Here is a 26,525-nt window from a genome sequence, read left to right as displayed (position 1 = left end):
GAGAACAAATGTAATTAGCAAGGAAGTGGTGGATGTGACGCTGCAGCAGTTGCGGTATGTCATCGAGGTGGCCAACCGGAGCTCCATTAACGAGGCGGCCAAACGGCTGTTTATTTCGCAGCCGAGCCTGTCGAACGCGATCAAGGAGCTGGAAGAAGAGATTCAGATTACGATATTCGAGCGGACAAACAAGGGCATTCTGCTCTCGAAGGCAGGCGCGGAATTTCTCGGCTATGCGCGCCAGGTAGTGGAGCAGGCGGATTTGCTGGAGAGCCGGTACAAGAACGCAAAGCCTGCGCCGCAGCATTTCTCCGTCTCGACGCAGCACTATGCGTTTGCCGTGAATGCGTTCGTCAAGCTGGTGAACGAGCACGGACAGGACGAGTATGAGCTTGCGCTGCGCGAGACGAAGACGCATGAAATTATTGAGGATGTCCGGACGCAGCGCAGCGAGATCGGCATACTCTACGTCAACGAGTTCAACAAAAACGTCATGAACCGGCTGCTCAAAAACGCAAATCTGATGTTCACGAGCCTGTTCACGGCTAGAGCGCATGTGTTCATAAGCGTCTATAATCCTCTTGCCAAGCAAAAGGTGATTACGCTCGAGCAGCTGCAGGATTATCCGTATTTGCATTTTGAGCAGGGCGAGTACAATTCGTTTCATTTCGCCGAAGAAATTTTGAGCACGCTGTCCCATAAGAAGAGCATCCGGGTGAACGACCGCGCAACGCTGTTCAATTTGCTGATCGGTCTGAACGGCTACACGATATCGACGGGCGTATTGAGCGCCGACTTGAACGGCAACGAGATCATTCCCGTTCCGCTTGCGAGCGAAGAGACGATCCATGTCGGATGGATTTGTCACCGGAATGCGGCTTTGTCGAAGCTGGCACTGGAATATGTGGAGGCTCTTAAAGCTACGCTAGAAAATTAGGCTCTTTCATATAGCTTTTTGCTATAACCGGCAATAGTTTATTGGAGTTACCTTATAGCGGCGCGGGAGTGGTATCTTTTCCTTATCAACGAAACAAGGAGAGATCATCATGGTACAAAGCGCAAATCTAGGGTACCCGCGCATTGGGCGCGGCCGGGAATGGAAGAAAGCATTGGAGCTATATTGGGCAGGGCACTTGAAAGAGGCCGAGCTGCATGCGCAGCTGAAAGCGATCCGGCTTCAGCACTTGCGCAAGCAGCGGTCTGCAGGAATCGATATTATTCCAGTCGGCGACTTTACATACTATGATCACGTGCTGGATACCGCCGTCATGTTCGGTTTGATTCCGGAACGGTTCGGCGACCATGCCGCCGGCGGCAAGCCGGATCTGGCGCTCTACTATGCGCTGGCGCGGGGGAATCAAGCGGCGGCGGCCTGCGAAATGACCAAATGGTTCAACACGAACTACCATTATATCGTGCCTGAATTGAACGGGCTGACGCCAACGCTGACCCATAACCGGTTGGTCGATGCGTATCGGGAGGCGAAGAACGAGCTAGGCATCGATGGCCGGCCGGTTCTGCTCGGATTGTATACGTTCCTGAAATTGTCCAAGGGCTATACGGAGGCGGAAACGGATCGGTGGATCGAGGCGCTTCTGCCGCTGTATGCGCAGGTGCTTCGCGAGCTGGAAGCGGAAGGCGCGGCATGGGTGCAAATCGACGAGCCTGTACTGTGCACATCGCTGGATGCAGCTGAGTATGGTCGAATCAATCGGATATACGATGCGCTGCGCAAGGAGGCGCCAGGCATTCGCATCCTGCTGCAAACGTACTTTGAAGCCATCGAGGGTTATGAAGCGATTACCGCGCTGCCGGTTCACGGCATCGGGCTCGACTTCGTGCATGATGGCGGCAGGAACGAACAAGCGGTCCTAACGCACGGATTTCCTGCGGATAAAGTGCTGGGCGTGGGCATTATCGACGGTAGAGGCATTTGGCGGTCCGATTTGGATCGTAAACTGGAGACGCTGCAGCGGATTTGCGAGAAGATTGATGCTGATCGCGTGATCGTCCAGCCTTCCTGCAGTCTGCTGCATGTGCCGGTCAGCGCGGAGCAGGAGACAGCGCTTGACGCGGTGCTGCGCGGCGCGCTTGCCTTCGCCGATGAGAAGCTTGAGGAAGCGGCGCTGCTTGCCCGTGGAATCAGGCATGGCGAAGAAGCGATTCGCGCGGAATTGGACGAGTCGCAGCGCAGCCGCCAAGCGCTGCAGCAGTCGCCATCGCGTGCCCGCAGCGAAGCGCTGCAGGGGATTGCCGATCTTGCGACGCAGCCGTTTGCCCGGGCAAGCAGCTTTGCCGAGCGGCGGGAGACGCAGAAAGAACGCTGGCAGCTGCCGCTTCTGCCAACGACAACGATCGGCAGCTTTCCGCAATCGGCTGAAGTCCGCGGCGCACGGCATCAATGGCGCAAAGGGGCATGGAGCGAGCAGCAGTACGACGGGTTTATCCGGGAACAAATTAAGCGCTGGATCGGCATTCAGACCGAATTAGGGCTCGACGTTCTCGTGCATGGCGAGTTCGAGCGCACCGATATGGTTGAATTTTTCGGGGAAAAGCTTGCCGGATTCGCGTTCACGGCGAACGGCTGGGTGCAGTCGTACGGTTCGCGGTGCGTAAAGCCGCCGATCATTTACGGGGATGTGGAACTGGACGCTCCGATGACCGTGGAGGAGACGGTCTATGCTCAGTCGCTTACGGAGCTGCCGGTGAAGGGGATGCTGACCGGGCCGATCACGATTCTGAACTGGTCCTTCGTTCGCGACGATCTGTCCCGCGAAGAAGTAGCTTATCAGATTGCGCTTGCGCTGCGCAAGGAAGTCGAAGCGCTGGAAGCGGCCGGCATCGGGATGATTCAAGTGGATGAGCCGGCGATTCGCGAGGGTTTGCCGCTTAAACGGGAGAAGTGGCCGCATTACTTGAACTGGGCGGTTCGCGCCTTCCGCCTGGCGACGGCAACCGTGAAGGACGAAACGCAAATTCATACCCACATGTGCTATAGCGAATTTAATGAAATCATCGACGCGATCAGCGCGCTTGACGCGGATGTCATCTCCATCGAAACGTCCCGCAGCCACGGGGAATTAATTGCGAGCTTCGAGAATAAAACCTATGACAAAGGCATTGGCCTGGGCGTGTACGATATTCATAGTCCGCGCATCCCGGCTGTGGAGGAGATGGAGGCCATGATCGACCGCGCGCTTCGCGTGCTTTCTCCCGGGCAGTTCTGGATCAATCCGGACTGCGGCTTGAAGACCCGCAAGGAGGAGGAGACCGTGCTCGCCTTGCGGAATATGGTTGAAGCGACGCGGACGGCAAGACAGAAGTACGCCGTGCCTGCTGACGCATAATTCGAATAAGGAGTCGGTGAATCGCATGAATGAAGATGTCCACCGGCATGAGAAGGAATGTCCCATTTGCCATAACCGGAACGATTGCGAAGGAAGCCATGCTTGCTGGTGCGCCAGCGAGCTGTTTCCTAGCGGGATTTTCGAGCTGGTCCCGGCGGAGCTGCGGGGAAAGGCATGCATTTGTATCGATTGCTTGAACGCATTCCTGATGGCGACTGCGGCGAAATCAGGCGGGGAGCGTAAGGAGTAACCGTTAGATCGTTATACCGTAACCCTGAACCCGCTTCTTGAAGCGGGTTCTTTTATTGCGTTTACTACTAGCCAGCTGGAAAAATATTCTGTATGCTAGTCAAGCTGCATCGAAATAGGCGAGGAGGCGCGAACCGTAATGTTCCCTGACGTAAGAAACCATCCGGAGTATCGAAGTCCGCAATCACAGCCGTGGAATGAACAGCTGGCTGCGGCTGCAGGCAAGTACGAGTTTACGTGGAACCAAGACATCGAGGGCAAGCCGGCCGAAGACGCACTAACGGAGAAGCTTGCCGCCGTCATGCGCGGCAAGGTGCTTGATGTCGGATGCGGACATGGCAGCTATACGAACCGATGGGCAGACAGGGTGGAGGAGATCGTCGGGTTCGATCTGACGGCAGGCTACCTTGAGACGGCAAAGCTGGCCGGGAAGCCGAATGCGCGTTTCGTACAGGGCAGCACGAAGGAGAGCTTGCCGTTTCCGGATCATTACTTTGACATCGCCTACACGAAGAAAGGGCCGACGAGCTGGTACCGGGAAGGCAATCGGGTCGTTCGCCCAGGCGGCACGCTGCTGCTCTTTCATCCTGGGGATGGGAATGGAGAAGGGGCAGAGCTCGGCCGATGCTTTCCGGGTCTATTCGATCCGCCGGCGCCTGGGACGCCTATCCTAGATAGGATCGTAGAACGGCTTGAAGCTAGCGGGCTTCGGGTCAACGAGCTTAAGAGGCTGCAAGAAACGGTATGGATCCCATCGGCGGAAGATATTTTGGCATTGGTTTGCTTCGGTCAGCGCGATACTTTTGCAGAGTATGTTAGAGCGTTTTGCTATGAACGGATTAAAGCGGAGTTTGAGAAACATGCGACTGGGCGCGGAATCCGAACGACGGGCTTCTATTATCTTATCGAGGCCACGCCAGGAAGACAGGCCAAATAAATTTGGCCTGATTGTTCCATACTGTAGGAGTATGATCGCACGATCGCGACGAAAGGAGGGGCAAAAGCGCCGGACTGCGCTTATTTTCGGGTAAATGTCCGTAAAGTGAGATCAGGATCGGATAATAAGTTTAGTATTTCGGGAATAAAAGTGCTATTTTAGTAAAGGTATTACCTGTCCTATGAAGACATCAATTTCGTGAGGTGAATGATCGTGAAAGTAAGTCAACAAGAATTGGATACGCTTACTCTTAATGAAGAAACGATCCAGCTTGCCGTTAACCTGATTCGCGTAAACGGTTATGTGATTCTCGAAGGCGTCCTGCCTGAAGCGAAAGTCGTCGAGCTTCGCACCGCGTTCCAGGAAGCGATGGACTGGTTCATCGATAAGCATGGCAAAGAAATTTATTTGAATAAAACCGGCTTTAACGAAGGAACGAACCACCTCGGCATCTTCCTTCCGTTCCAAGCGCCGTTCAATGATCCGCTCGTTATCGAGCACCCGTTCGCACTGGCGATCATGGACCGCATTCTTGGCAAAGACTACTCCGTAACGCTGTTCTCGTCGAACACGTCGCTTCCTGGCGGCCAGAAATCGCAGCCGGTTCACCCGGATTACGGCGCTAGATTCGGCGATCTGTGCAACACGCACCTGCCGATTACGGATCTCGTCTTCAACATTCCGCTCGTCGACGTTCACGACGGCAACGGCCCGATGGAAATTTGGCCGGGCGGCACTCACCTGCTGCCTGATAACTACTACGGCCCGAACGGCCCGAATCCGGAAGAATTGGCGCCGCACATGCACTCGATCAAAGTGCACATGCCTGCAGGTTCGATCCTGCTCCGCGACGTGCGCATGTGGCACCGCGGCACGCCGAACCGCGGCGATTCGATTCGTCCGAACCTTGCGCTCATTTACAGCGCGATGGACCGCGACAACCGCGTTCAAATTCCGATCGAAACCTACGAGCAAATGTCGGACCGCGCGAAGCATCTGTTCCGCTGGCAGAAGATCGGCTACCCTGCGATCGAGCCTACGCACGAGTAATTTTGTTGTACAAGGACTCCAAAATCGATATGATTTTGGTAGTCCTTTTTTTTATTTTTAGGTAGAAGGGGAGAGCGAAGATGAAAGCAGCGGAAATCATCAATGAGGTTCAATCGGCGGGCAGACTAATCGCCATTACGTTCGACGACGTACCCGATCCGGAGTGGACGCCGCAATTTCTGGATGTGTTCAAGCAGCACGGCGCGAAGGCGACGTTCTACACCTTGGGAACGAATATGGCCAAATACCCGGAGATCGCTAGGCAGATACATGAAGAAGGTCATGAGCTAGGCAACCACAGCTTGACCCATCCGCATATGCCCGAGATCAGCAAGGACGAACAGAGGGCCGAGCTTCAGCAGGCTGAACAGTTGATCGTTGAAGTGACAGGGCGCAAACCGAACACCTTCCGTCCGCCTTATCTGGATGTTAACGACGATCTGCTCGTAGTGGCCGCAGAGCTTGGCTACAAAGTCATCCATGGGCTGAACTTGAGGGCCAATGATTGGGCCATGCCGGGAACCGAGCATATTTTGGCTGAGACCCGCCCCTCTATAAGGGATGGAAGCATTCTGCTGTTCCATGACGCTGGCGGCGACCGTTCGCAATCGTTAGAAGCGTTATCCGTGCTGGTGCCTGAGCTGCTGGAGCAAGGGTATCGGCTTGTCACGGTAAGCGAGCTGCTAGGGCTTGATCGATAGAAGCGATCCCAGGGAGGGGACGAACATGCAATCCTATCTATGGGCAGGCTGCAAAATCAGGCTGCGGCCGGCGCATCGCAGCGACTGGGCACTATTCCATGCGAACGATTTCGACTCCGAAAGCGCGAGGCTGTGCGATGTGATCTATTTTCCGCGCTCCGAGGACGGGACGCAGGCTTGGGCGGAGGGGCAGGCCGAACGGCCGACGGACGGCGATAACGTCTGGCTGGCGATTGAGACGCTGGACGGCGAATTGGCCGGCAGCATTTGCACGAACGGCTGCAATCCGCGCAGCGGCACGTTCAAATACGGCGTAGCGGTCTTCCGCGAGCATTGGCGCAAGGGATTTGCGTCCGAAGCAGTCCGAATCATCCTTCGCTATTACTTTGAAGAGCTGCGCTACAACAAAGCCAATGCCCACGTCTATTCGTTTAACGAAGGTTCTGCCGCATTGCAGGAACGGCTCGGGTTCAAGCAGGAGGGGCATCTGCGGGATATGATTTTCACGAAGGGCCGGCATTACGATGAGCTTGTCTATGGCATGACAAAGAGCGATTACGATCGCCTGAAGGAAGAGAAGCCCCTTGGATAAGGCTTCTAGGAGCGTCCGTAGGGCCGTTCCTTCAGATTGCAGAGAATCCCACCATCTGTTAATTGGCGGCTTTGTCGACTTTTATATAGTTAGCGTGTACGCGGTAACAGGAGAGAGCCGGAAATTCTAACGGTTGCTCCAGCGCTTATTTGCACATCAATAGCCTTTGATAAAATCTAACGGTTGCCAGAGGCGTTACTTGGTTCAAATCGGAAGAATTCACTGCCCCAATCGCCAAATAGCCTTTCTGAGAACCGTCAGCCTTTCAAAAAGGGTCATTCGAGGCTAAATAGCGTGCGTGGCAACCGTTAGCGTATGCGCGTTAACATGAGGCCATTTCGATTATCGAAGTCATTCAAGTTGTGGGAGATGCCACGTTAGAAATCGACGAAAAAGTCATCCTACTCGGAGGTGTAGCCGTGGAAACGTCCGTCCTTTCCGACCTGTTTAAAAGGTTCGCCGACCGGGAGTGCAGAGGGTCTAGTCCTCTCTATGAACAGCTTTCCCATCGCATCGCAGCCGATGAAGAGCTGCTTGGCATGCTTACTGCATGCAAGGCGGGACAGCCGGTCCCGAATCTGCTCCTGGCCGCTGTCCATTTTTTGCTGATTCTAGGAAGACAGCATGAAGTCACGCAGTATTACCCCAGCTTGACTGAGCAGCCTCGAGATCCATCATCCGCATTCCCCGCCTTCAAAGCGTTTTGCTTTCTGCACCGCAACGAGATCGTACGGCTTTTGGAAACCAAGCTCGTCCAGACGAACGAAGTCCGCAGATGCGCCTACCTGTATCCCGCATTTTGCCATATCCATCGGCTCGCCGGCAAGCCGCTGGCTTTGGTCGAAATCGGAACCAGCGCCGGTCTGCAGCTGCTGTGGGACCAGTACAGGTATCGCTACAATGGCGCGGATGAGTACTATGGCAACCCAGATTCGGATTTCGTCATCGAGACGACCATACGAGGCGCAAACAAGCCGTTCCTCACGCGGCATAGTCCACCGGTAGCATCGCGGATCGGCATTGATCTGCATGTGAACCGCCTGCAGGTCAAGGAAGACCGAGTTTGGCTGAAGGCGTTAATTTGGCCGGAGCATGCCGATCGGCGAAATCATTTCAATGCCGCTGCCCGGTATTTTCAGCAGCATGCGGTTCAGCTCATCGAAGGCGATGGCATCGCTTATCTGGATCTAATCACGGCGGATCGCGAGCATGCATTATGTATTTTTCATACGCATGTTGCCAATCAATTGACGAAGGAAGCGAAGAAACGGCTATTCGATCAAATTCATCGGCTGGGGGAGACTAGGGATGTGTTCCACCTGTACAATAACATGTGGGATGCTGAGCTCCACCTCGATTCTTACATAAAAGGCGTGCACGCTAGCGTGACGCTGGCCGAAACGGACGGCCACGGCCGTTGGTTCACCTGGAAGCTCTAATACGTACAAGGAAGTGACCGCATGTTCATTGAAAGCGAATATTTTGACGAGACCTTCAACAATATCCAATTTTCAGGGCAAGAGCTTGCCGATGTCAGCTTCTACGACTGCATCTTCACGAACTGCAGCTTCGGCGAGTCGCGGTTTGACGAATGCAAGTTCACGGGCTGTACGTTTATCCGCTGTGATTTGAACCTTTGCAAAATGACAGGGAGCAAGTTCGCGCAGGTGAGCTTCGTGCAATCCAAGCTAGTCGGCATTAATTGGACCGAGGCGGAGTGGCCCAGAATTAAGGTGCCGGGCCTGCTGAAGTTCGAGGCATGCACGCTCAACCATTCCACCTTTATCGGCCTTTCCTTACCGCAATGTTCATGGGTTGGATGCAGCGCGAAGGACGTTGATTTCCGGGAAGCGAAGCTGCCGAAGGCGGATTTGAAAGGAACGGATTTCAGCGAAAGCTTGTTTGACGATACGGATTTAACAGGCGCCGATTTGACGAATGCCGTCAATTACACCATTGATCCGAGCCGAAATCCAATTCGCCAAGCGACTTTTACGCTGCCTGAGGCGATGAACCTGCTCTACTGCATGGATATCAACATCGTTGAATGATAGATCGAAATCCTGGAGAGTAGGGCCGAATTCTTCGGGGCATACTTATTTTAGTTTAGCGGCGAACATGAGAGGTTCTGGATATCAGAGCCTCTTATTTCGTTGTTTAATATAAAAAATTGGTGTTGTGAGTTTATAAGTCCTGTTATATAATCAACTGTGCCCGGGCACACGGAGGGCGTGAAACCGCTGACACCGTTTCAGGCCAGGCGCTTTACCCACGAATGTATCGGAGGGAAAACATGAGCAGATATTCAGCTGAATGCCGCCAACAAGACGGATTTTCCATTGTGGTATTGACCGATTCCGCAAACGAAAGCGTCGCGGAGCTGCTGCCGGAGGTCGGCAACAACCTGTACCGCTTTACGACCGGCGGACGCGAAGTGATCAAGACTTCAGTCTCCATGCAGACACTGAAGGAAGAAAATTCTGCCGCTTCGAAATACGGCACGCCGATCTTGTTCCCGCCGAACCGGATCCGCCAAGGGCAATTCGAATTTCGCGGGCGCTCGTACAATTTCCCGATTAACGAACCGCCTGATTATCATCTTCACGGGGAGCTGATTGTCCGTCCTTGGGAAGTGGTCGACTACGGCGCTTCCGATGAACGGGGCGCATGGGTGACCAGCAGACTGCGTTACGCGGATTACCCTGAGATTTTGGCGTATTTCCCGCATGAGTTGACCTTTACAATTACATATCGTCTAGCAGGCGGCAAGCTGTACATGGACAGCGTCATTCATAATGAAGGCGATGTCGAAGCGCCGTTCGCCTACGGGTTGCATCCCTATTTTTCTCTGCCTTATGAAAGCGATAACAACATTAGGCTGCAGATTCCCGCGCTGGAGGAATGGCCGATTACGAACCTTTCGTTCGTGACCGGAAGACCGGCGCCGACCGATCTCAGCAATGAGATCAGACAGGACGGGATTGCATTAGGCTCATATCCGGAGCTAGGCTGTACGCTGCTGACGCTCGATCCGAACGCGGATCCGGTTTGCCGTATCGCGCTTCATGATACGGGGTACACGATTGCGTACGGGTTGGATCAACAATTCCCGTATGTGCTGCTGTTCCGGCCGAACTGGGATCAAGCGTTCTCGATTGAGCCGTATACCTATGTGACGGACGCCTTCAATCTCCCGTACGAGCATGAGCTCACCGGCGTACGCGGCCTGCAAGCAGGAGAAGAATGCCGTTTAACGACAGCATTATGGATCGAAGAGTCAGTAAAGTAGCAAAGGAGAATACATCCCATGAAACAGCTCGATTTTAACACGATTATTCGCCCTGAATTGCCGAAAAGAAAGGATTACCGCATAGGATGCATCGGTTCCGGCTTCATTATGCGCGATTGCCATCTCGTCGCTTACCGCGACGCCGGCTTCAATCCTGCAGCGATTGCGTCGCGTACGTATGAGAATGCTAAGGAAGTCGCGGAGCTTCGGAACATTCCGAAGGTGCACCGCACTTGGGAAGAGCTTGTCTGCGATCCCGAGATTGAAATTCTCGATATCGCTTTTCCACCGGACCGTCAACTTGAGGTCGTTAAGCTAGCGGTCAAACAGCCGCATATCAAAGGCATTCTATGCCAGAAGCCGCTTGCGATGAATTCGCGCGAGGCACACGAAATCGTAGAGCTGTGCGAAGCGGCGGGCATCAAACTCGCGGTTAACTCCAACATGCGTTACGACCAGTCCATTCGGGCGTTGAAAGCGATCCTGGACGGCGGTTACTTGGGCGAGACGGTATTGGCTACGATTGAAATGCGCGCGATTCCGCACTGGCAGGCTTACCTGGAGAAATACGAGCAAATTGAAATATTGAACATGGGTATCCATCATATCGATACGTTCCGATATCTGTTCGGCGACCCGGAGAAAATTACGGCCGTCACCCGCAGAGACCCGCGTACGAAGTTCAAGCATATTGACGGCATTACGCAGTACACCTTCCAGTACGCTAACGAGCTCATGGCAACAAGCCTGGATGACGTATGGGCATGGCCGGGTGAAGGAACAGAGAAAGATATCTACATCAAGTGGCGCGTCGAAGGACTTGACGGCATGGCAACGGGAACGATCGGCTGGCCGCGTTATCCGGAGCATTCCCCAAGTACGCTCGCGTTCACGACGAAGCAAGCGCCGAACGAGTGGATTCGTCCGGAATGGGATCAAGTTTGGTTCCCGGATGCGTTCCAAGGCACGATGGCGCAGCTGCTGCGCGCCGTGGAATCCGATACCGAGCCGGAAATCGGCGGCCGCGATAACCTGAGAACGATCGCTTGCGTAGATGCATGCTACAAGTCGATTGCAGAAGAAAGAACCGTTACGTTTGCGGAAATATTTAACCAAAAATAATTTTAGTGGAGGTAATTGCTATGTTATCCGTAGGTATTTTTAACGCGTACTACCCGTATTCGCTGCAAGAATCGATCGCCCGCATGAAGAAAGACGGCTTTTCCTGCGTTCAGCTGGACCTTGCCTTCAAAGATATGGATTTGTCGTACGACGCTTTGACTAGAGAGAAGTGCCATATCATCCGCGACGCGTTCCGTGACGCGAATTTGCCGATCGTCTGCGTCTCCGCATACACGAACTTGATTCACCCGGATCCGGTTAAACGCCAGCAAAACGTAAATAGCGTAAAGCAAATCCTGCAATTCGCGCGTGATCTCGGAAGCCCGTATGTTGTCAGCGAAACCGGCACATACAACATCGAGAGCGACTGGGTATGGGATCCGAAGAACGGCACGGAAGAAGCCTACGAAGAAGTGTGCAAGACAATCGAAGATCTGGCGAAGTTCGCCTATGACAACGGCTCGATGTTCATGATCGAGAACTACGTGAACAACGTCATCGGTTCGGTTGACCAAGTGGCGCGCCTGTTCTCCGACGTGAATCACCCGGGTCTTGGCCTAATGATGGACCCTACCAACTATTTCACGGACAGCAATATCGATCATATCGACGCTACGCTGAACCAGATCTTCAATACGCTGGGCGACAAAATCAAAATCGCTCACGCAAAAGACTGCAAACGCGCCGAAGACACGGGTGAGAAGCATGCCGCAATCGACGCTTCGGAATCGCATTCGTTCCGCGGCGCTGGCGCAGTCGAGCTTCCGGCGCCTGGCCTTGGCGATCTGAACTACGACTTGTACCTGCAGCGTCTTGCGAAGCAGCATCCGAACATTCCGATCATCATCGAGCATCTTGAAGAAGAGGATATTCCACGCGCGAAGAAATTCCTTGACGGCAAGCTGAAAACAGTCGGCGTATAAAGCCAACTTAGCGGCATTGAGTACTGCGCGAACAAAACGTCGGCCTTGCCAGGCAATAGGCTCTTGTGAGATCGCGGCATTCACACTATAATATTGAATGTGCCCGAGCACTAACGAGGCATAGGAGCGAACTATGACGGTTACCATTCGAGAAATTGCCAAGCAGGCAGGCGTGTCGCGCGGCACGGTTGACCGGGTGCTGAACGACAGGCCCGGCGTAAAACAAGAGGTCCGCGACCGGATTTTATCGATCGCTAATGAATTGAATTACGTTCCCAACATCGCAGCCAAAGCGCTTGCTTATCAGAAGAAGCCGTTTGTGTTCGGCATCGTGATGCCTCCAAAGGAGATTCAATTTTTTGAAGCCATCCGAAGCGGCATCAGCAGCGCGGCAGAAGAGCTTAAAGATCTTGGCGTGCGCTTGGAATACCGGTTTGTGGACAATCAGAAGCCGGAAGAAGGTGCTGCGGCGATTCGCGAGCTCGTGGACGAAGGCGTGAGCGGCATCATGTACTCATTCATGGATGATGAGCTTGTTCGCGAGAGCATCGATTTTGCTGCCGGCCGGAACGTGCCGGTCGTCACGTTCAACTCGGACGTGGAGGGCTGCAAACGGATCTGTTTTATCGGACAGGACCTGCATAAGAGCGGCCTGGTCGCGGCAGGGCTCATGAACCGGGTGTTACAAGCGGACGCGAAGGTGCTGATCGTGACGGGAAGCTTGAAATTTCACGCTCACCGATCGCGAGTAGAAGGCTTCAAGCAAGGATTAGCCGAGCATGGGAACCGGCTTCTCGTGCAGCAGGTAATTGAAGGCTACGATCGTTATGTGGATACCTTCACGCTGCTCGATCGCGCGTTGACGGAGCATGCCGATGCCATTGACGGCATCTACGTGGCAACGGGCGACATTGGCGCTTGCGTGGATGTCATCAAGAAGCACAAGAAGGAAGGCGCGCTTCGAGTCGTTTGCAACGATTTGATGCCGGCAGCCGAGCAAGGTCTCAAGGAGCGCATTATCGATTTTACGATCGTCCAGAATCCGGAGAGGCAAGGCTATTTATCGCTGCGGATTTTGTTTGACCATGTGTTTGCGGGCAAGCAGCCGGAGATGGAGCATCATTATACGGAAACGCACATTTATATTCCTGAGAGCCTCTAAGGCTTTCTTTTTTGACAATTTTCGTGCCCGCGCACGACAAAATTTTGAAGGAGGAGTTTAATATGGCAATCGTAGTTCAACGCAGAGACTACAGCTTGAAGGGCGCTGAAAGCAAGCGTGCCGAAGAGAAAGGCCTAGCGTCCGCCGAATGGCATGCGTCGCCGATTCCGCGCAAGACGATGAAGGAACTGATGAAGAGGAAGGATGGTCCGGCAATCCGGGACACGCTGATTTGGTTCATCGGACTTATTATTCTCGGAACGCTGGCTTACATGTCGTGGGGCACCTGGTGGGCGGTACCTGCATTCTTCTTCTACGGTCTGCTTTACACGACGCCTGGCGACTCCAGATGGCATGAATGCGGCCACGGTACTGCATTCAAGACGCAATGGATGAACGATGTCGTTTATCACTTCGCATCCTTCACCGTTTTGCGCTCGGCAACGCCATGGCGCTGGAGCCATTCCCGTCATCATACCGATACGATTATCGTCGGCCGCGATCCTGAGATCATTACGGCAAGACCGCCAATCTGGAAAATCCTTTACATGCAGCTTTTCCACCTGTATGGCGGACCGATCGAAATCAAACGTTTTATCCTGCATACGTTCGGCAAGCTGGAGGAGCATGAGAAAGAATATATCCCGGCTTCGGAGCATCATAAAGTTTACCGCGAAGCGCGCATTTATATGTTGATTTTCCTGGCTGTCATTGCCGCATGCATTTATACGGGCAGCATTTTGCCTGCGATGTTCGTTATTCTTCCTACGTTCTACGGTTTTCTGCTCGTTCTCACGTTCGGGGTCACGCAGCATCTCGGCCTTTACGAGGATGTTCTGGATCACCGTTTGAATAGTCGGACATTCTATACGAATCGGATCTTCCGTTTCCTGTATTGGAACATGAACTACCACATTGAGCATCATATGTTCCCGATGGTGCCTTATCATGCGCTTCCAAAGCTGCACGAAGAGATGAAGAGCGACTGTCCGGAAGCGCGGCCGAGCCTGTGGGCGGCACTGAAAGAAGTCATCGGCGCGCTGCGCAAGCAGAAAGACGATCCGTCCTACGTCGTCGTCAAGCCGCTGCCGGTTACGGCGGTTCCTTACCGTTACGGCCCGAACGAGAGTTATCCAACAAGGAGTGAAGCATAATGGCGGAATGGGTAGAAGTTTGCGATGATGACGAAATCGATGTGGAGGATGTTATCCGTTTCGATGAAGGAGACCGTTCCTTTGCGGTCTATCGTGACGATAAAGGCAATTACTACGCAACAGAAGGCTTTTGCACGCATGGTAAATTCCATCTGTCCGACGGACTTGTGATGGGCAAGCAGATCGAATGCCCGAAGCACAACGGCCGTTTCGATATTACGAACGGCGCGGCTGTACGCGTACCGGCTTGCGTCGATTTGCAGACGTATCCCGTAAAGGTAGAAGCAGGTACGGTATTTATCCAGATTTAGTGGAAGAAGAGAAACTCTGCGGAATGTCCGCCGAGTTTTTTTCTTTACTTATCCGCCGAAACACGAGTCTTTTCAATATACTCGCTTGCACCCATATAGCCTTATCAGCCTCTACACGGGTCTTTTCAATATACTTGTTTGCACCCATTTCGGACACCGGCTTTCTCTGGATATCGCGCATCCTGCTGCTGAGGGTCATTAAAAGAACGGAGAATGATGCAATGGAATCTTATATGAAAGAGAAAATTGAATCATTACGTTTCGAGATGTATGACCAGGCATGTAAACTTGGAAGTCTCACTCACGAGAAGGTCATTCATGTTAGCCAGCAATTGGACAGGTATATTTTTGTCTATCAAAAGCTGCAGCGAAAAAGATATAAGCGTAAATCGTCCTATTAATAGTTCTAGATCTCCTGCTAGGAACCCAAACGCAAACCGTGCTTTTCGCGGCCAGCGGTTGGGTTTTTATATGCACTATATCATGTTAAACTAGAGTTGTTATTTTTTAACAGTTGCTGAGGGGGATTGGCGGGATGTTCCATGTCATGGACGTTGCAGATGCGCTTATAGATTATATGAAAACGAAATATCCGGACGAGATTGCCGTTGCAGCGTATTATGGTTCCTATGCTCAAGGCAGTGCCACTGCGCGGTCGGATTTGGATTTCTTCTTCATCCCGGCAACTTCGGAAGGTTACCGCGCAAGCTTGCAGTTTATCGTGAACGACATCAGCTTCGATTTCTGGCCGATCAGCTGGGAGAGGGCTGAACGTATGGCAGCCTTCGAGGAACAGCAGACGGCTATCATTTCGGATTGCAAGCTGCTGTATGTTCGCTCCGATGAGGATTATGAGCGATTCATGAAGCTGAGAGAGAGAGTTAGCGATATCCGCAACCCTAAGCATGGGAAACATTTCACGGAAAGAGCCGAAACGCTGATCAGCGATGCTGCGGTACATGTTTATGAAATGAGCAAGCCAGATCGCATGGACGATTTAGCCTGCATTCGCTTAGAAGCGCATGGCGTAATGACAACAATCCTTCAATCTCTTGCTCTATTAAACCAAACCTACTATACAAAAGGCTGGGGGAAGAACGAGGAACAGATTTCAGCACTGCCGCTCAAGCCGAAACGTCTGGAGCTGCTCACCCGTACAATTATGGTGGAACAGTCGGCCGCGGCAATTCGGCAAGCGTGCATGGAGCTTATGTCGGAAACGATTGCAATTGTGCTAAAGCAAAAAGCTTCTTACGCCGAAGCGCCCTCCTATCCCGACCGAATGAAGGGCTTCTATGAGGAGGTGAAGGGGGTGCTCGACAAAGTGAAGACCGCGTGCGAGATGAACGATTATCCGAGCGCGTACTATTGGGCGATCGGCGTGCAAGACGAAATCGCGCGTTTTCTGTTTTTTGCGGAGAAGGGGCTATGGCCAAGCCGCTTAAACCGACAAGAGCAGGAGTTGTATCTGAGCCATGGATTCCCAAATCTAACAGCCTTGCTTGACGCGCGGGACTTAGAGCCGCTATTTGCCGCAGTAGAGGAGCTGGACCGGAAGTTGGAAGGGCACCTGCTTCAAAGAGAAGTCACCATTAACCGATTCGCGACGCTCGAGCAATTTCAAGCTTTCTTGAAAGAGGCGTGATTCTCAGTATGTTCGATATGTTGAAGAAACTTGACGATGCCAGCGGTGCGAAGGAGGATCAAGGATGAACGACAGCCGCAGTTCAAACTTCCTTCGTGCGTTTATCATTGTCGGTTTCGGGATATGGCTCGTTTTTCGGTTGACCGATCTCCCGGAGCTGTGGACCAGAGAGATGGCTGATATCGTGAATGACACATCGGTTTTTTCAGATCGGCACGGTCATGCCGTCGATGGGGAATATTCCGTTTCGATTGATTTGTCCGATTTAGATAGCAACGTCGGCAAAGAGCTGTACAACGATGGGAAGCACCGGATCTATGTGATGTGGGTGGACAATGTAGGTGTCTCAGGCGGCGGATACCGAATCGGGTTCCGGGCAGTTGGAACTTATTCGCATAACGGCGCGTCCTTAATATCAGGCCAGTACCACGAGACGTTGGGCGAGCATGAGTTTACGACGAAAATGACGGCGAAGATGAAGGCCGAATATAAGGGCAACGTTTATGAAAGCGCGACATATGGCACTAGCGGCATCAATTTTAAAGATGGGGATGATTTTTCGTTCTATCTATTTCCGGTAGATGCCTATGAGAGCGGCGAGATCACATTGGATGAAAAAGGCATCGTTAAGCTGACATTGACGGGGCTTTATCAAAATCTTTGGCAGAGGCTCTAGGAGGGATTGCGATGTGGGAAGATTTCAGTCAAAAACTGGCGGATGCGAAGGAACGCGTACATCGCTTGCAGAAAGCGCAGCGCAGAAGAGAGGAGCTTAAAAAGCGACAGTACGCTCAAGAGCGCGCGATCGTTGAGTATGAATTGCAGCTAGAAGCTGAACAGGCGGATGTCGATAAGCTCACCGGACTTACGCTGACCAATCTTTTTCATACGGTGCTGCGCAGCAAAGCCGAGCAGCTGGAACTGGAGCGCCAGCAGGCGCTGGCTGCGGCACTCAGGCTGCAGGAGGAGAAGAAAAAGCTGGAGGACACGAAAGCGAATCTGCTGCAGGTTGGCGAAATGCTTGCCAGCTGTTCAACTGCTGAGCACGACTACAAACAGCTGATGGCCGCGAAAGAATCCGCGCTGCGCAGCGCGCCTGAGTCTTCCCTGGAACTGGCTGCGATGGAGGAGCAAATCGCGGACCAGACCGTGAGCGTCAAGGAGATCCAGGAAGCGCTGACTGCCGGTCAACGGGTGATGGCTTCGCTGGAGGATGCCTCAAACAGCCTGGAGAAGGCGGAAAATTGGGGCAAATGGGACTTATGGGGCGGCGGCGGTATGATCACTCACCATGCGAAGCATGATCATATTGACAATGCAAGGAACTTCATTCATCAGGCGAATCATCAGCTGCTGGAATTCCGTGATGAGCTGAAGGATTTGGAACGCACCATTCATGTCGAAATCGATATTAGCGGCACGTTGAAAATGGCCGATTTCTGGTTCGATGGCCTGATTACGGATTGGATCGTGCAAGGCCGGATTCAAAGCTCTCAGGAGCAGACGCTGCAGGCGATTCATAACGTTCGGATCGTCGTCAACCAACTCCGGTCTGAGCGTTCGGCGGCGGAAGCCGCGCTTTCGGCGTTGCGGAATAAGAGGCAGACTTGGATTGAAGAGACGAAGATGGATTGAGTGTTCAGCTGCGCAAGAAATTCAAAAAAAGATGGCGCCTAAAGCAGGCTGCCATCTTTTTTGTTTAGTCCGGCTACAGTTTGACCCAAGCCGTCAAGCCTTCCGGCTGATCCGGATTGAAGCCTTGCCGCTCCGCGCTGCAAAGGGCGACGATCTGAGGGATGAACAAGAACGGGATGCCTTGTACGGGCAGCGACAACTGCGACTCCGCGGTGATCGCAAGATCAACGTCAGACTGCGCAATCGTTACGGACGCATCGCCGAATGCTATCACTTTCGCGCCGCGTGCGCGGATGTCCTGCATCAGCTTTCGCTGATGCTCGGCGCCGCGATTCGTCAAATGCGCGATGACTAGCGTATCCGGGCCGACCGTCACCATCGGGCCATGGCGGACGTCCAGCACATGGTACGCATGCGCCTGCACTTTGGCGATTTCCGTCAGCGCAATCGCCCCTTCGGCAGCCAATCCGTTCAGCTCTCCGTCGGCGAGGATGACGGCGTTCGTCCATGCATAATCGCTGACCTGCCGAATGGATGATTCTACGCGGCTCATATAGGCATCGCCATCCGCAATGGCTTTTCCGATATCGGCGATAACCGCTTCATCATTGCCGAGAAATGCGGCGAGCATCAAATTCGCGGCAAATAAATTGGTAACGGTTCTCGTTTGGCATACGCTGTGATCGAACGCCCAAGGAAGCGTTAACGCGAAATCCGCGATTTCCGCCAGCGCCGAGTCGGCGACGCAAGAGAGCGCTAGTAAGGGAGCCTCGCCTTGAGACTTCAGCAAGCGGACCGCCTCGACGATTTCGGACGTCGATCCCGAGCGGGATGGCGCTGCCAGCAGCGTATCTCGGAGCAGCGGGGCATAGGCATCGGCATTCAGCAGCAGGTCCCCGCCGGCAAGAGCGGATGCGGGCAGCCCTGCCCGCAGGCGGAAAGAGAAGGCCGCCGAGACGCTTAGGGTATAGCTCGAACCGCATCCGATGAACGCGACGGAGCTTTTCCCTTGCGAGCGGACAAACTCGGTAATGGCGGTTCGGTTGCTAAGCATATAATCGTAGGTTTGCTGCAGGGCAGCGTATTGCGATTTGATTTCTGAATAAGTCAAGCTCATCGTCGAACGCCTCCTCCGAATGAATCGATCTCTGTTACTATCATAGATGCTTTTCTTGATGCTATCAATCACAAATTGATCGTTTGCATCAAAAAATGATTGTAAAGATCATATCAGCCAGCTATGATGAGGGTAACAGCGAATTATCCAACATGAGGAGGAGAAAAGGGTATGCCCCTTATTTCATCGACCGACATGCTTCAGCGTGCAAGAGAAGGCCGCTATGCCGTAGCCGCGTTCAATGTGCACACGCTGGAGATGCTCCAAGCGGTAACGGAAGCAGCCGCGGAAACGCAGTCCCCGCTCATCATTCAATCAACGGTGGGCACCGTGAAGCATTTGGGGCCGGACTATCTGGCCGCAGCCGCGACCGTAGCCGCTAACCGGACAGGATTGCCGATTGCGCTTCATCTCGATCATTGCACGGACTTCAATCTCATCGTCAAGTGCATTCGGGCCGGATACACCTCCGTCATGATCGATGCTTCGATGCATCCGTTCGAGGAGAACGCAGCCCGCACTTCGAAGGTCATGGAGGTCGCGGCTGCCGCAGGCGTAAACGTAGAAGCGGAGCTTGGCAAAGTAGGGGGCGTCGAAGACGATATCGTCGTTGACGATCGGGATGCGCTGCTGGCCGACCCGGACGAATGCGAAGCATTCATGGCAAGAACCGGCGTTCATACGCTCGCGCCTGCCATCGGCACGGCGCACGGCATTTACAAGGGAACGCCGAATATCGACTTCAAGCGGATCGCCGCAATCGCGGAGCGGGTGGCTGCGCCGCTTGTTCTGCACGGAGGATCCGGCATCCCGGCCGAACAGGTGAAGCTGGCGGTTTCGCTTGGCATGGCGAAAATGAATATCGCGACAGAGCTTCGCATCGCCTTTTCCGATGCGATCAAGCAGGTATTCGCTAGCCGGCCCGACGAGAATGATCCGCGAACGTACATGATACCGGCCAAGCAAGCCGTCAAGCAGCTCGCCATCGAGAAGATGCAGCTCTGCGGCTGTATTGGCAAGGCCGCACAACTACGCTAAAGCTGGAGGAAAGGCTGGATGCAATCGAAAGGCGAATTGCGCAGAACGAAAATGCTGGAGCGCATTAAGGAATCCGGTAAAGCGACGATCGGCGAGCTGATGGAGGTGACCGAAAGCTCCATCGCAACGGTCCGCCGCGATCTGGAAGCGCTCGAGAAATCGAACAAAATCATCCGCACGATCGGCGGGGCCATCTATGACGAGGGCAGCGGCAGAAATGCCGAGCTTGCTTTTGCCGATAAACGGTTTGTCAGCAAGGAAGGCAAGGAGCGCATAGCCGCCGCGGCTGCGGCGTTGGTCGAAGAAGGCGATGTCATTTGCCTCACGGGGGGAACGACGACGTTCATGATTGCCAAAGCGCTTAAGCAGCATCAGAACATTACGGTCGTTACGAACGCAGTCAACATCGCGGCCGAACTCTTTGATGCCGAGGGCGTTCAAGTCGTTGTCTCGGGAGGCGTCATGCGGCATAAAAGCTATGAGTTGATCGGGCCGCTTGCGGAGAGTGTCATCGAGAAGCTGAATATTACGAAAATGTTCCTTGGCGTTGACGGCGCCTCGCGCGAGCACGGGTTCACGACGCATTCCGAGCTGGAAGCACGCATTGCTCAGCTGTTCATAGCACGCTCAAGCCAGGTCTATGCCGTATTTGATCAAACGAAGCTTCGGAAAACGGCGCTGTTCACCATTGTTCCCTACGACCATGTTACCGGCGTCATTACGGATCTTAGCGAGGAATCATTCTAATCTCTTGGGAGGATGAAGAAATGATCCATGTAGCAGTCATCGGAGCCGGCAGCCGGGGGATGTTCGGTCTGGGCTCCTACGCGTTACGCAAGCCTCATGAAATCAAGTTTGTCGCCGTTGCGGAGCCGAACGAAGAACGGCGCCGTAAATTCGCTTCGATGTACGGCATCGCGCCGGAGATGCAGTTCGAAAGCTGGGAGGAGCTGCTCAACCAGCCCAAGCTTTGCGACGCGCTGCTGATTTGCACGATGGACCGGGACCATTTCAAGCCGACGATGAAGGCGCTTGAGGTAGGTTATCACATTTTGCTGGAGAAGCCGATGTCGCCGGACCCGAAGGAAGCGCTGCTCATGGCGGAAGAAGCGCAGCGGCGCAACCGAATCCTGACGATTTGCCATAGCATGAGGTACTCCGACTATTTCAGCGCGGTGAAGCGTTTGATCGATCAAGGAGCGGTCGGCCGTCTGATGACGATCCAGTGGACGGAAAATGTCGGCTTCGCGCATCAAGCGCACAGCTTCGTGCGGGGCAATTGGCGCAACAGCGCCCTGTCAAGCCCGATGCTGCTGCAGAAATGCTGCCATGATCTCGACTATTTGAAATGGATCATTGGAGCGAACTGCAAGAGCGTATCCTCCTACGGCAGCTTGTCTTACTTTCGCGAGGAGAATGCGCCTGAAGGATCGACCGCCCGCTGCACGGACGGCTGCAAGGTGGAGCATGAATGCCCCGTATCGGCGATCAAGCTTTATCTAAACGAGAAGGATGATTGGCCGCAAAACGTCGTCTCGCTGGAGCCGACGCTGGAAGCGCGCCTGCATGCGCTGAAGCACGGCCCTTATGGCCGGTGCGTCTACCGCTGCGATAACGATGTCGTCGACCATCAGGTCGTAAACCTGCTTTTCGATAACGACGTGACCGTGGCCTTCACCATGACGGCCTTCACGCGGGACACCAGCCGTTCGTTCAAAATCATGGGAACGACCGGAGAGCTGCTCGGCCATTCGGGGACGAACGAGATTGAGATCCGCCACTTCAACGGGAGAACGGAAATCATCCGGCCTGAGCAGCAGGAGGGCTCGCATGGCGGCGCCGATTCTGTGCTGATGCAGAGCTTCGTCAGACAAGTGGTGACGCAAAGCGAGGGGGTCAGCTCTGGCATGGAATCCGCGCACAGCCATCTGCTCGTATTCGCAGCGGAACAATCGCGCCTGACCGGTCAGACGGTAAGCTTCGATCGATACATCGAGCAGCTGAAGGCGAATTAATTAAAGGAGAAAGCGATGAGCTTGGCTTATCGCTTTTTTGTTTTTGCTACCGGAATTGCGGAAATCGATAAAATGATGAACAAGCAAAAATATCGCTCATAGCTTTTGCGCGGAGCTTCTCTTATGGTGAAAGTAAGTTTGATCATCACGCACAAGGAGTTGAGGCGACGGTGCCGAGGGAGATCAATATGGGACTTCTCTATCAAGGTCCCTTTCAAATCGAACAAGACGACTGGTATGCGATTTACTTGACGACGCCACCTAAGAAGCCTGTCCGCAATCCGGGCATAGTGGATCACGATAGGCGGTGCGGTGTATGATGCTGCGAATCGGCGTTATAGGCTGCGGCTGGCATTCGCGTGCTGCGCATGGCCCGAGCTTGAAGCGGTATAAGGCAGATCATCCCGATCTCCTTTTGGCCGCTTGCTGCGATCTGAACATGGAAGCGGCGGAAGCATACCGGGCGGATTTTGGCTTTGAACGAGCCTATACCGGCTTCGAAGAGATGTTGAAGGAGGAACGGCTGGATGCGGTCTGGGTCATTGTTCCCGATCAGCTTACGACATCCGTCGCGCTTCAAGTGATGGAAACGGGAGCGGCCGTCTTCTTAGAGAAGCCTCCCGGAGCGAACGCGGCGGAGGTCATCCTGCTGCACGAGCAGGCGGTCCAGAGAAGGATCAGGCATCGGGTCGCGTTTAACCGCAGACATGTCCCGATGGTCAGCAAGCTGATCGGCAAGCTGGATGAACAAACGCAGCAAGGCAGACGGATCTACGGCCTTACCTACGATATGATCCGCATTAAGCGGACGGATGCCGATTTCTCCACTACGGCTGTTCATGCGATCGATGCGGCGAAGTGGATTGCGGGCTCCGATTACGAAAGCCTTCGTTTCCACTATGACGAACTGTCCGCGATTTCGCCAGGGCTAATGAACATGACAGCCGAAGGCGTTACCTTTAGCGGCATCCGGGTGCGGCTGAATTGTTATCCGTACGCCGGTTTGGCCCGGGAGTCGGTGACCGTCCGGGGTGAAGGCTTCACTTACGAGCTGCATATGCCCTTGATGGAGAACGCTGGCAGCTTCGCAGGGCTGATCTGCTCGGAGAACGGAAGAACGGAAACGTTCACGGAGGAAGGAGATTGGGTCAGCGCTTTCGGCTTCTACGAGGAAAACAAATCTTTTTTGGACGCTCTCCAATCCGGTCAGGATTTGCAAGACGATCTTCGTTCGTCCATCCAATCGGTGGAAATCATGGAAGCGGTCCGCGGACGGGCGGAAGCCTATCACGGCAATCGTATCATCAATTCGAAACGGGAGGTTACGGGATGAACGATTTTTTGACGTCGCATGCGGCTTGGAAGCAGACAGGAAGCCGGATAACGAATGAGACGGCGATTGATTGCGGGATTTCATTCATCAAGGATTTACTGCTTGGAGCTGCGGCTAAGCAGCCGCTTGATGACGGGGCGAATTGCAAGGCGATCGCGTTCCGGTATGGCGTACCGGAGCAGGTTCGCCAGCAAATTCGCGAGCAGTTGAATTGCGAATACGCCGAGGCTGAAGAAGGGTATGTCATTCATGCGGACGGCGATGTAATTACGGTGTATGCCGGGCAGGAAAGAGGATTCCTGTACGGAGCGGTTACGCTGACGAAGCTTGCGGACCGCGGGAGAGGCTTCCTGCCTTCAGGCTTGCTCTACAACTATCCGACTTGTCCGGTAAGAGGTCTGAAGGTGTATCTCCCGACGGAGGAAGATATCCCGTATTTCAAACGGTTCGTCGACATGCTGGTGCATTTCAAATACAACACGATCGTCATTGAAGTCGGCGGCGCGATGGAATATAAGAAGCATCCGGAAATCAATGAAGGCTGGGTGCGCTACTGCGAAGAGATGTACGAATACAGCGGCAAAACCATCGTCATTCAGGAGAAAACGTTCAATTGGTACAAAAATTCGATTCATGCCGAGAACGGCGGCGGCCGGTACCTCTCCCAGGAGCAAGTACGGGAGCTGGTGGACTATTGCAAGGAACGGCTCCTCGACGTCATTCCCGAGGTGCCGAGCCTTAGCCACTGCGATTATTTGCTCATTAACCATCCCGAAATCAAAGAGCGGCACAACGACCCCTACCCGGATTCGTATTGTCCGTCGGACGATCGTTCCTATGAGCTGCTGTTCGACGTGCTGGACGAAGTATTGGATGTATTTAAGCCGCGCACGGTCCATATCGGACATGACGAGCTCTATTCCATCGGGCTGTGCGACAAATGCAAGGGCAAGCCTGCGGAGCAGCTTTATGCGGGAGACATTAATCGCATCTATGCCTACTTGCAGGCGCGAGGCGTTCAAACGATGCTGTGGAGCGAGAAGCTGCTGAATGCCGTTACGTCCGATGGCAAAACCTACGGCGGCTCCGAACGGCGCATGGTCGATTACTATACCGGCGTCTACTTTGGAGAAACGATCCCTGCGACTTACAAAGCGATAGACCTCGTGCCGAAGGACATCCTCATGATGCACTGGTACTGGGGCATCGAGCGGCATTTCGAGCAGGCGTTCTTCGAGCGGGGGATGCCGGTCGTATTCGGCAATTTTGACGGGCCATCGTTTGTCGATTGGAGCACGCGTCTTCGGCAAAAGCCGCTCGGCGGCATCATTTCCAATTGGAGCGCCCTGAAAGAGGAGAATTTGCAACGCAACGGCGCGCTATTTTCCATGGCCTATTCGGCGTATTTGTTCTGGCGGGACATCTATGACGATACGATGCATGAAGAGACGGCGAGCCTCGCCTTCGAGGAGCTGTACCGGTATCGCTATCGGGAGGCGCTGGGCCATGGATCGACGCAAAATTCCGGTACTGCCTACGTGGAAGTTCTCCATACGACAGATCATCTTCGGGAATACCACCAGTTCGTCGACGGCATTTATCTGGACAATCGGGAATACCGTATCGGCGAGTACATCCTGGAGTATGAGGACGGCTCGAAGGCTAGCGTCCCTATCACGTACGGCTTTAACATTTCGAATAAGGACAGGTTCTGGACGAGGAAGCTGGCCAAAAGGACGATCCATACGGCGGCGCAGTACGACGTGGATGCGATTTTGCTGGAAGCGGCATATACGTCCTTGCCTGAGCGGGCAGGCGATGAAACCTATTACAGATGGCTGATCGAGAATCCTCATCCGGACCGGACGGTTAAAGCCGTAAAGCTGCTGGTCGATCAACCGGTGGGGGGCAGCATCTGGGTCAAAGAGATGAAGCTGGTTCCTGACCGAACGGCGCTTCAAGCGGTGGAGCCGAACGATCGGATTCGCATTATGGGCGAAGCGAATTTGGCATCGAATTAGTGGGCCGCAATTATGTTCAACATAAGCAAATGCATATATAGCATATGGATCATACGGAGGGGCGGCCGATGAAAAAACATTATGACGCGGACAAAGTGAAAAGCGAGATTCCATTCGAGCCGATTCCCGCCGAGGTGCGGGCGCTCTACTTGCGGCCGGGCGAGCTGCTGGCCATTCAAGAACGATTCCCGGTCGCCTATCAGCCGCTAGGCACGCTGGAATGGCACGGACGACACAATCCGCTAGGCGTGGATTCTTTGAAAGCCGAGAGCCTGTGCATCGAAGCGGCCAAGCAGACGGGCGGGGTCGTCATGCCGGCGATTCATTTTGCGGCGGATGCTTATTGGGATGCGGGCTTCGGCGTAGGCTACGGGATGGACGCGACCGCCGGTTACGCGCTGCCGGGCTCCTTCTACCCCATCGATACGAAGCTGTTCCAGTCGCTGCTCGTGAATGCATGCCGCAACTACTTGAGCCGCGGCTTCCGATTAGTCGTGCTCGTCTCCGGCCATAATCCGACCATCCAGCAAAACGTCATCGACGAAGTGTGCTTCATCTGCAAAACGGATGAAGGGGCGGAGCCGGTATGCTTCACGATGGACTATTTGCTCATGGAGCCGGACGATCCGCGCCGCGCAAGCGATCATGCCGCCGGCATCGAAACGAGCATGATGCTGTATCTGCACGGCGACCGGGTCAACATGGCCGCGAATCAGGGGCAGCTTCGTGAACATCTGGGCGTAGGCGGAGAAATGCCGTACTCGGATGCGTCCGCGGAAGAAGGAGAAATTCGTTTTAAGCGCCAAGTCGCGGGATTAGTTCGGTTTGCGAAAGATCGGTATGGCCGGCTGTTAGGTTCCGAATAACGGAAACGAAGGAGATGA

At 53.9% G+C, this 26,525-nt stretch carries 27 protein-coding genes; 26 read left to right on the top strand and 1 reads right to left on the bottom strand.

Annotation, left to right across the window (positions count from 1 at the left end):
* Nucleotides 1-34 precede the first annotated feature (34 nt).
* The 19 genes from DL346_RS11335 (at nucleotide 35) to DL346_RS11245 (ending at nucleotide 18,117) form a co-directional block, all read left to right on the top strand.
* Entirely contained in the window at nucleotides 35-937 is a 903-nt protein-coding gene (locus tag DL346_RS11335; RefSeq protein WP_112882236.1) for a LysR family transcriptional regulator, read from the top strand.
* Nucleotides 938-1,046: 109 nt separating this feature from the next.
* Complete coding sequence (metE, locus tag DL346_RS11330) at nucleotides 1,047-3,347, top strand: 5-methyltetrahydropteroyltriglutamate--homocysteine S-methyltransferase (RefSeq protein ID WP_112882235.1); 2,301 nt, start codon at nucleotides 1,047-1,049, stop codon at nucleotides 3,345-3,347.
* A 25-nt stretch (nucleotides 3,348-3,372) separates the two neighbouring features.
* Nucleotides 3,373-3,597, top strand: a complete 225-nt coding sequence (locus DL346_RS11325; RefSeq protein WP_112882234.1) for a cysteine-rich CWC family protein — start codon at nucleotides 3,373-3,375, stop codon at nucleotides 3,595-3,597.
* 138 nt (nucleotides 3,598-3,735) lie between these two features.
* Nucleotides 3,736-4,533: a class I SAM-dependent methyltransferase gene (locus tag DL346_RS11320; RefSeq protein ID WP_112882233.1), complete on the top strand. Its 798-nt coding sequence runs from the start codon at nucleotides 3,736-3,738 to the stop codon at nucleotides 4,531-4,533.
* A gap of 213 nt (nucleotides 4,534-4,746) precedes the next feature.
* Entirely contained in the window at nucleotides 4,747-5,583 is an 837-nt protein-coding gene (locus DL346_RS11315; protein ID WP_165822476.1) for a phytanoyl-CoA dioxygenase family protein, read from the top strand.
* 80 nt (nucleotides 5,584-5,663) lie between these two features.
* A complete protein-coding gene (locus tag DL346_RS11310) occupies nucleotides 5,664-6,284 on the top strand; it encodes a polysaccharide deacetylase family protein (RefSeq protein ID WP_112882231.1) in 621 nt (206 codons plus the stop codon).
* 25 nt (nucleotides 6,285-6,309) lie between these two features.
* The gene (locus DL346_RS11305; RefSeq protein WP_112882230.1) at nucleotides 6,310-6,876 is read left to right on the top strand and encodes a GNAT family N-acetyltransferase; all 567 of its coding nucleotides are present in this window, start codon (nucleotides 6,310-6,312) and stop codon (nucleotides 6,874-6,876) included.
* A gap of 419 nt (nucleotides 6,877-7,295) precedes the next feature.
* A complete protein-coding gene (locus DL346_RS11300) occupies nucleotides 7,296-8,315 on the top strand; it encodes a DUF2332 domain-containing protein (RefSeq protein ID WP_112882229.1) in 1,020 nt (339 codons plus the stop codon).
* Between the two features lie 21 nt (nucleotides 8,316-8,336).
* Nucleotides 8,337-8,927 (top strand): pentapeptide repeat-containing protein, encoded by a 591-nt coding sequence (locus DL346_RS11295; protein WP_112882228.1) that lies wholly within the window; start codon nucleotides 8,337-8,339, stop codon nucleotides 8,925-8,927.
* A gap of 242 nt (nucleotides 8,928-9,169) precedes the next feature.
* Nucleotides 9,170-10,165 (top strand): aldose 1-epimerase, encoded by a 996-nt coding sequence (locus DL346_RS11290; protein WP_112882227.1) that lies wholly within the window; start codon nucleotides 9,170-9,172, stop codon nucleotides 10,163-10,165.
* Between the two features lie 18 nt (nucleotides 10,166-10,183).
* Entirely contained in the window at nucleotides 10,184-11,287 is a 1,104-nt protein-coding gene (locus DL346_RS11285) for a Gfo/Idh/MocA family protein (RefSeq protein ID WP_112882226.1), read from the top strand.
* A gap of 20 nt (nucleotides 11,288-11,307) precedes the next feature.
* Nucleotides 11,308-12,210: a sugar phosphate isomerase/epimerase family protein gene (locus DL346_RS11280; protein WP_112882225.1), complete on the top strand. Its 903-nt coding sequence runs from the start codon at nucleotides 11,308-11,310 to the stop codon at nucleotides 12,208-12,210.
* A gap of 133 nt (nucleotides 12,211-12,343) precedes the next feature.
* Nucleotides 12,344-13,372, top strand: coding sequence for a LacI family DNA-binding transcriptional regulator (locus tag DL346_RS11275; RefSeq protein ID WP_112882224.1), 1,029 nt, complete (start codon nucleotides 12,344-12,346; stop codon nucleotides 13,370-13,372).
* A gap of 62 nt (nucleotides 13,373-13,434) precedes the next feature.
* On the top strand, nucleotides 13,435-14,526 hold the full coding sequence (locus tag DL346_RS11270) for a fatty acid desaturase family protein (protein ID WP_112882223.1): 1,092 nt from the start codon (nucleotides 13,435-13,437) through the stop codon (nucleotides 14,524-14,526).
* Nucleotides 14,526-14,837 carry a MocE family 2Fe-2S type ferredoxin gene (locus tag DL346_RS11265; RefSeq protein WP_112882222.1) on the top strand — a complete coding sequence of 104 codons (312 nt, stop codon included), beginning with the start codon at nucleotides 14,526-14,528 and terminating at the stop codon, nucleotides 14,835-14,837. The genes DL346_RS11270 and DL346_RS11265 overlap by 1 nt, the downstream gene beginning before the upstream one ends.
* A gap of 23 nt (nucleotides 14,838-14,860) precedes the next feature.
* Entirely contained in the window at nucleotides 14,861-15,238 is a 378-nt protein-coding gene (locus DL346_RS29890; RefSeq protein WP_112882221.1) for an aspartyl-phosphate phosphatase Spo0E family protein, read from the top strand.
* 134 nt (nucleotides 15,239-15,372) lie between these two features.
* A complete protein-coding gene (locus tag DL346_RS11255; RefSeq protein ID WP_240633132.1) occupies nucleotides 15,373-16,482 on the top strand; it encodes a nucleotidyltransferase domain-containing protein in 1,110 nt (369 codons plus the stop codon).
* 64 nt (nucleotides 16,483-16,546) lie between these two features.
* Entirely contained in the window at nucleotides 16,547-17,158 is a 612-nt protein-coding gene (locus DL346_RS11250) for a hypothetical protein (RefSeq protein ID WP_112882220.1), read from the top strand.
* Between the two features lie 11 nt (nucleotides 17,159-17,169).
* Nucleotides 17,170-18,117 (top strand): hypothetical protein, encoded by a 948-nt coding sequence (locus DL346_RS11245; protein WP_112882219.1) that lies wholly within the window; start codon nucleotides 17,170-17,172, stop codon nucleotides 18,115-18,117.
* Nucleotides 18,118-18,190: 73 nt separating this feature from the next.
* Here DL346_RS11245 and DL346_RS11240 read toward each other — a convergent pair whose 3' ends face one another.
* On the bottom strand, nucleotides 18,191-19,234 hold the full coding sequence (locus DL346_RS11240) for an SIS domain-containing protein (protein WP_112882218.1): 1,044 nt from the start codon (nucleotides 19,232-19,234) through the stop codon (nucleotides 18,191-18,193).
* A 171-nt stretch (nucleotides 19,235-19,405) separates the two neighbouring features.
* On the opposite strand from DL346_RS11240, the gene DL346_RS11235 reads away from it, so the two are divergent.
* The 7 genes from DL346_RS11235 (at nucleotide 19,406) to DL346_RS11210 (ending at nucleotide 26,507) form a co-directional block, all read left to right on the top strand.
* Entirely contained in the window at nucleotides 19,406-20,272 is an 867-nt protein-coding gene (locus DL346_RS11235; RefSeq protein ID WP_112882217.1) for a class II fructose-bisphosphate aldolase, read from the top strand.
* Nucleotides 20,273-20,290: 18 nt separating this feature from the next.
* Nucleotides 20,291-21,019, top strand: coding sequence for a DeoR/GlpR family DNA-binding transcription regulator (locus tag DL346_RS11230; protein ID WP_112882216.1), 729 nt, complete (start codon nucleotides 20,291-20,293; stop codon nucleotides 21,017-21,019).
* Nucleotides 21,020-21,039: 20 nt separating this feature from the next.
* Nucleotides 21,040-22,287 (top strand): Gfo/Idh/MocA family protein, encoded by a 1,248-nt coding sequence (locus tag DL346_RS11225; protein WP_112882215.1) that lies wholly within the window; start codon nucleotides 21,040-21,042, stop codon nucleotides 22,285-22,287.
* Nucleotides 22,288-22,457: 170 nt separating this feature from the next.
* Entirely contained in the window at nucleotides 22,458-22,607 is a 150-nt protein-coding gene (locus DL346_RS29040; RefSeq protein WP_165822474.1) for a hypothetical protein, read from the top strand.
* The gene (locus tag DL346_RS11220) at nucleotides 22,604-23,620 is read left to right on the top strand and encodes a Gfo/Idh/MocA family protein (protein ID WP_112882214.1); all 1,017 of its coding nucleotides are present in this window, start codon (nucleotides 22,604-22,606) and stop codon (nucleotides 23,618-23,620) included. The genes DL346_RS29040 and DL346_RS11220 overlap by 4 nt, the downstream gene beginning before the upstream one ends.
* Nucleotides 23,617-25,641, top strand: a complete 2,025-nt coding sequence (locus DL346_RS11215; RefSeq protein WP_112882213.1) for a family 20 glycosylhydrolase — start codon at nucleotides 23,617-23,619, stop codon at nucleotides 25,639-25,641. The genes DL346_RS11220 and DL346_RS11215 overlap by 4 nt, the downstream gene beginning before the upstream one ends.
* A gap of 68 nt (nucleotides 25,642-25,709) precedes the next feature.
* Nucleotides 25,710-26,507: a creatininase family protein gene (locus DL346_RS11210; RefSeq protein WP_165822473.1), complete on the top strand. Its 798-nt coding sequence runs from the start codon at nucleotides 25,710-25,712 to the stop codon at nucleotides 26,505-26,507.
* Nucleotides 26,508-26,525: the final 18 nt, after the last annotated feature.

The sequence above is a fragment of the Paenibacillus montanisoli genome, from assembly GCF_003268025.1.
In the GTDB taxonomy this organism is placed as follows: domain Bacteria; phylum Bacillota; class Bacilli; order Paenibacillales; family Paenibacillaceae; genus Paenibacillus_Z; species Paenibacillus_Z montanisoli.
Note: the sequence above shows the minus strand (reverse complement) of the source record. Positions and strands in the feature narration are given on the sequence as shown.

Coding starts and splice junctions, on each gene's coding strand:
- DL346_RS11285 (WP_112882226.1), top strand. CDS start 10,184: ATGAAACAGCTCGATTTTAACACGATTATTCGCCCTGAATTGCCGAAA.
- DL346_RS11230 (WP_112882216.1), top strand. CDS start 20,291: ATGCAATCGAAAGGCGAATTGCGCAGAACGAAAATGCTGGAGCGCATT.
- DL346_RS11290 (WP_112882227.1), top strand. CDS start 9,170: ATGAGCAGATATTCAGCTGAATGCCGCCAACAAGACGGATTTTCCATT.
- DL346_RS11310 (WP_112882231.1), top strand. CDS start 5,664: ATGAAAGCAGCGGAAATCATCAATGAGGTTCAATCGGCGGGCAGACTA.
- DL346_RS11250 (WP_112882220.1), top strand. CDS start 16,547: ATGAACGACAGCCGCAGTTCAAACTTCCTTCGTGCGTTTATCATTGTC.
- DL346_RS11280 (WP_112882225.1), top strand. CDS start 11,308: ATGTTATCCGTAGGTATTTTTAACGCGTACTACCCGTATTCGCTGCAA.
- DL346_RS11225 (WP_112882215.1), top strand. CDS start 21,040: ATGATCCATGTAGCAGTCATCGGAGCCGGCAGCCGGGGGATGTTCGGT.
- DL346_RS11220 (WP_112882214.1), top strand. CDS start 22,604: ATGATGCTGCGAATCGGCGTTATAGGCTGCGGCTGGCATTCGCGTGCT.
- DL346_RS29890 (WP_112882221.1), top strand. CDS start 14,861: ATGTCCGCCGAGTTTTTTTCTTTACTTATCCGCCGAAACACGAGTCTT.
- DL346_RS11305 (WP_112882230.1), top strand. CDS start 6,310: ATGCAATCCTATCTATGGGCAGGCTGCAAAATCAGGCTGCGGCCGGCG.
- DL346_RS11270 (WP_112882223.1), top strand. CDS start 13,435: ATGGCAATCGTAGTTCAACGCAGAGACTACAGCTTGAAGGGCGCTGAA.
- DL346_RS11325 (WP_112882234.1), top strand. CDS start 3,373: ATGAATGAAGATGTCCACCGGCATGAGAAGGAATGTCCCATTTGCCAT.
- DL346_RS11240 (WP_112882218.1), bottom strand. CDS start 19,234: ATGAGCTTGACTTATTCAGAAATCAAATCGCAATACGCTGCCCTGCAG.
- DL346_RS11320 (WP_112882233.1), top strand. CDS start 3,736: ATGTTCCCTGACGTAAGAAACCATCCGGAGTATCGAAGTCCGCAATCA.
- DL346_RS11295 (WP_112882228.1), top strand. CDS start 8,337: ATGTTCATTGAAAGCGAATATTTTGACGAGACCTTCAACAATATCCAA.
- DL346_RS11255 (WP_240633132.1), top strand. CDS start 15,373: ATGTTCCATGTCATGGACGTTGCAGATGCGCTTATAGATTATATGAAA.
- metE (WP_112882235.1), top strand. CDS start 1,047: ATGGTACAAAGCGCAAATCTAGGGTACCCGCGCATTGGGCGCGGCCGG.
- DL346_RS11215 (WP_112882213.1), top strand. CDS start 23,617: ATGAACGATTTTTTGACGTCGCATGCGGCTTGGAAGCAGACAGGAAGC.
- DL346_RS11275 (WP_112882224.1), top strand. CDS start 12,344: ATGACGGTTACCATTCGAGAAATTGCCAAGCAGGCAGGCGTGTCGCGC.
- DL346_RS11265 (WP_112882222.1), top strand. CDS start 14,526: ATGGCGGAATGGGTAGAAGTTTGCGATGATGACGAAATCGATGTGGAG.
- DL346_RS11245 (WP_112882219.1), top strand. CDS start 17,170: ATGTGGGAAGATTTCAGTCAAAAACTGGCGGATGCGAAGGAACGCGTA.
- DL346_RS11235 (WP_112882217.1), top strand. CDS start 19,406: ATGCCCCTTATTTCATCGACCGACATGCTTCAGCGTGCAAGAGAAGGC.
- DL346_RS11210 (WP_165822473.1), top strand. CDS start 25,710: ATGAAAAAACATTATGACGCGGACAAAGTGAAAAGCGAGATTCCATTC.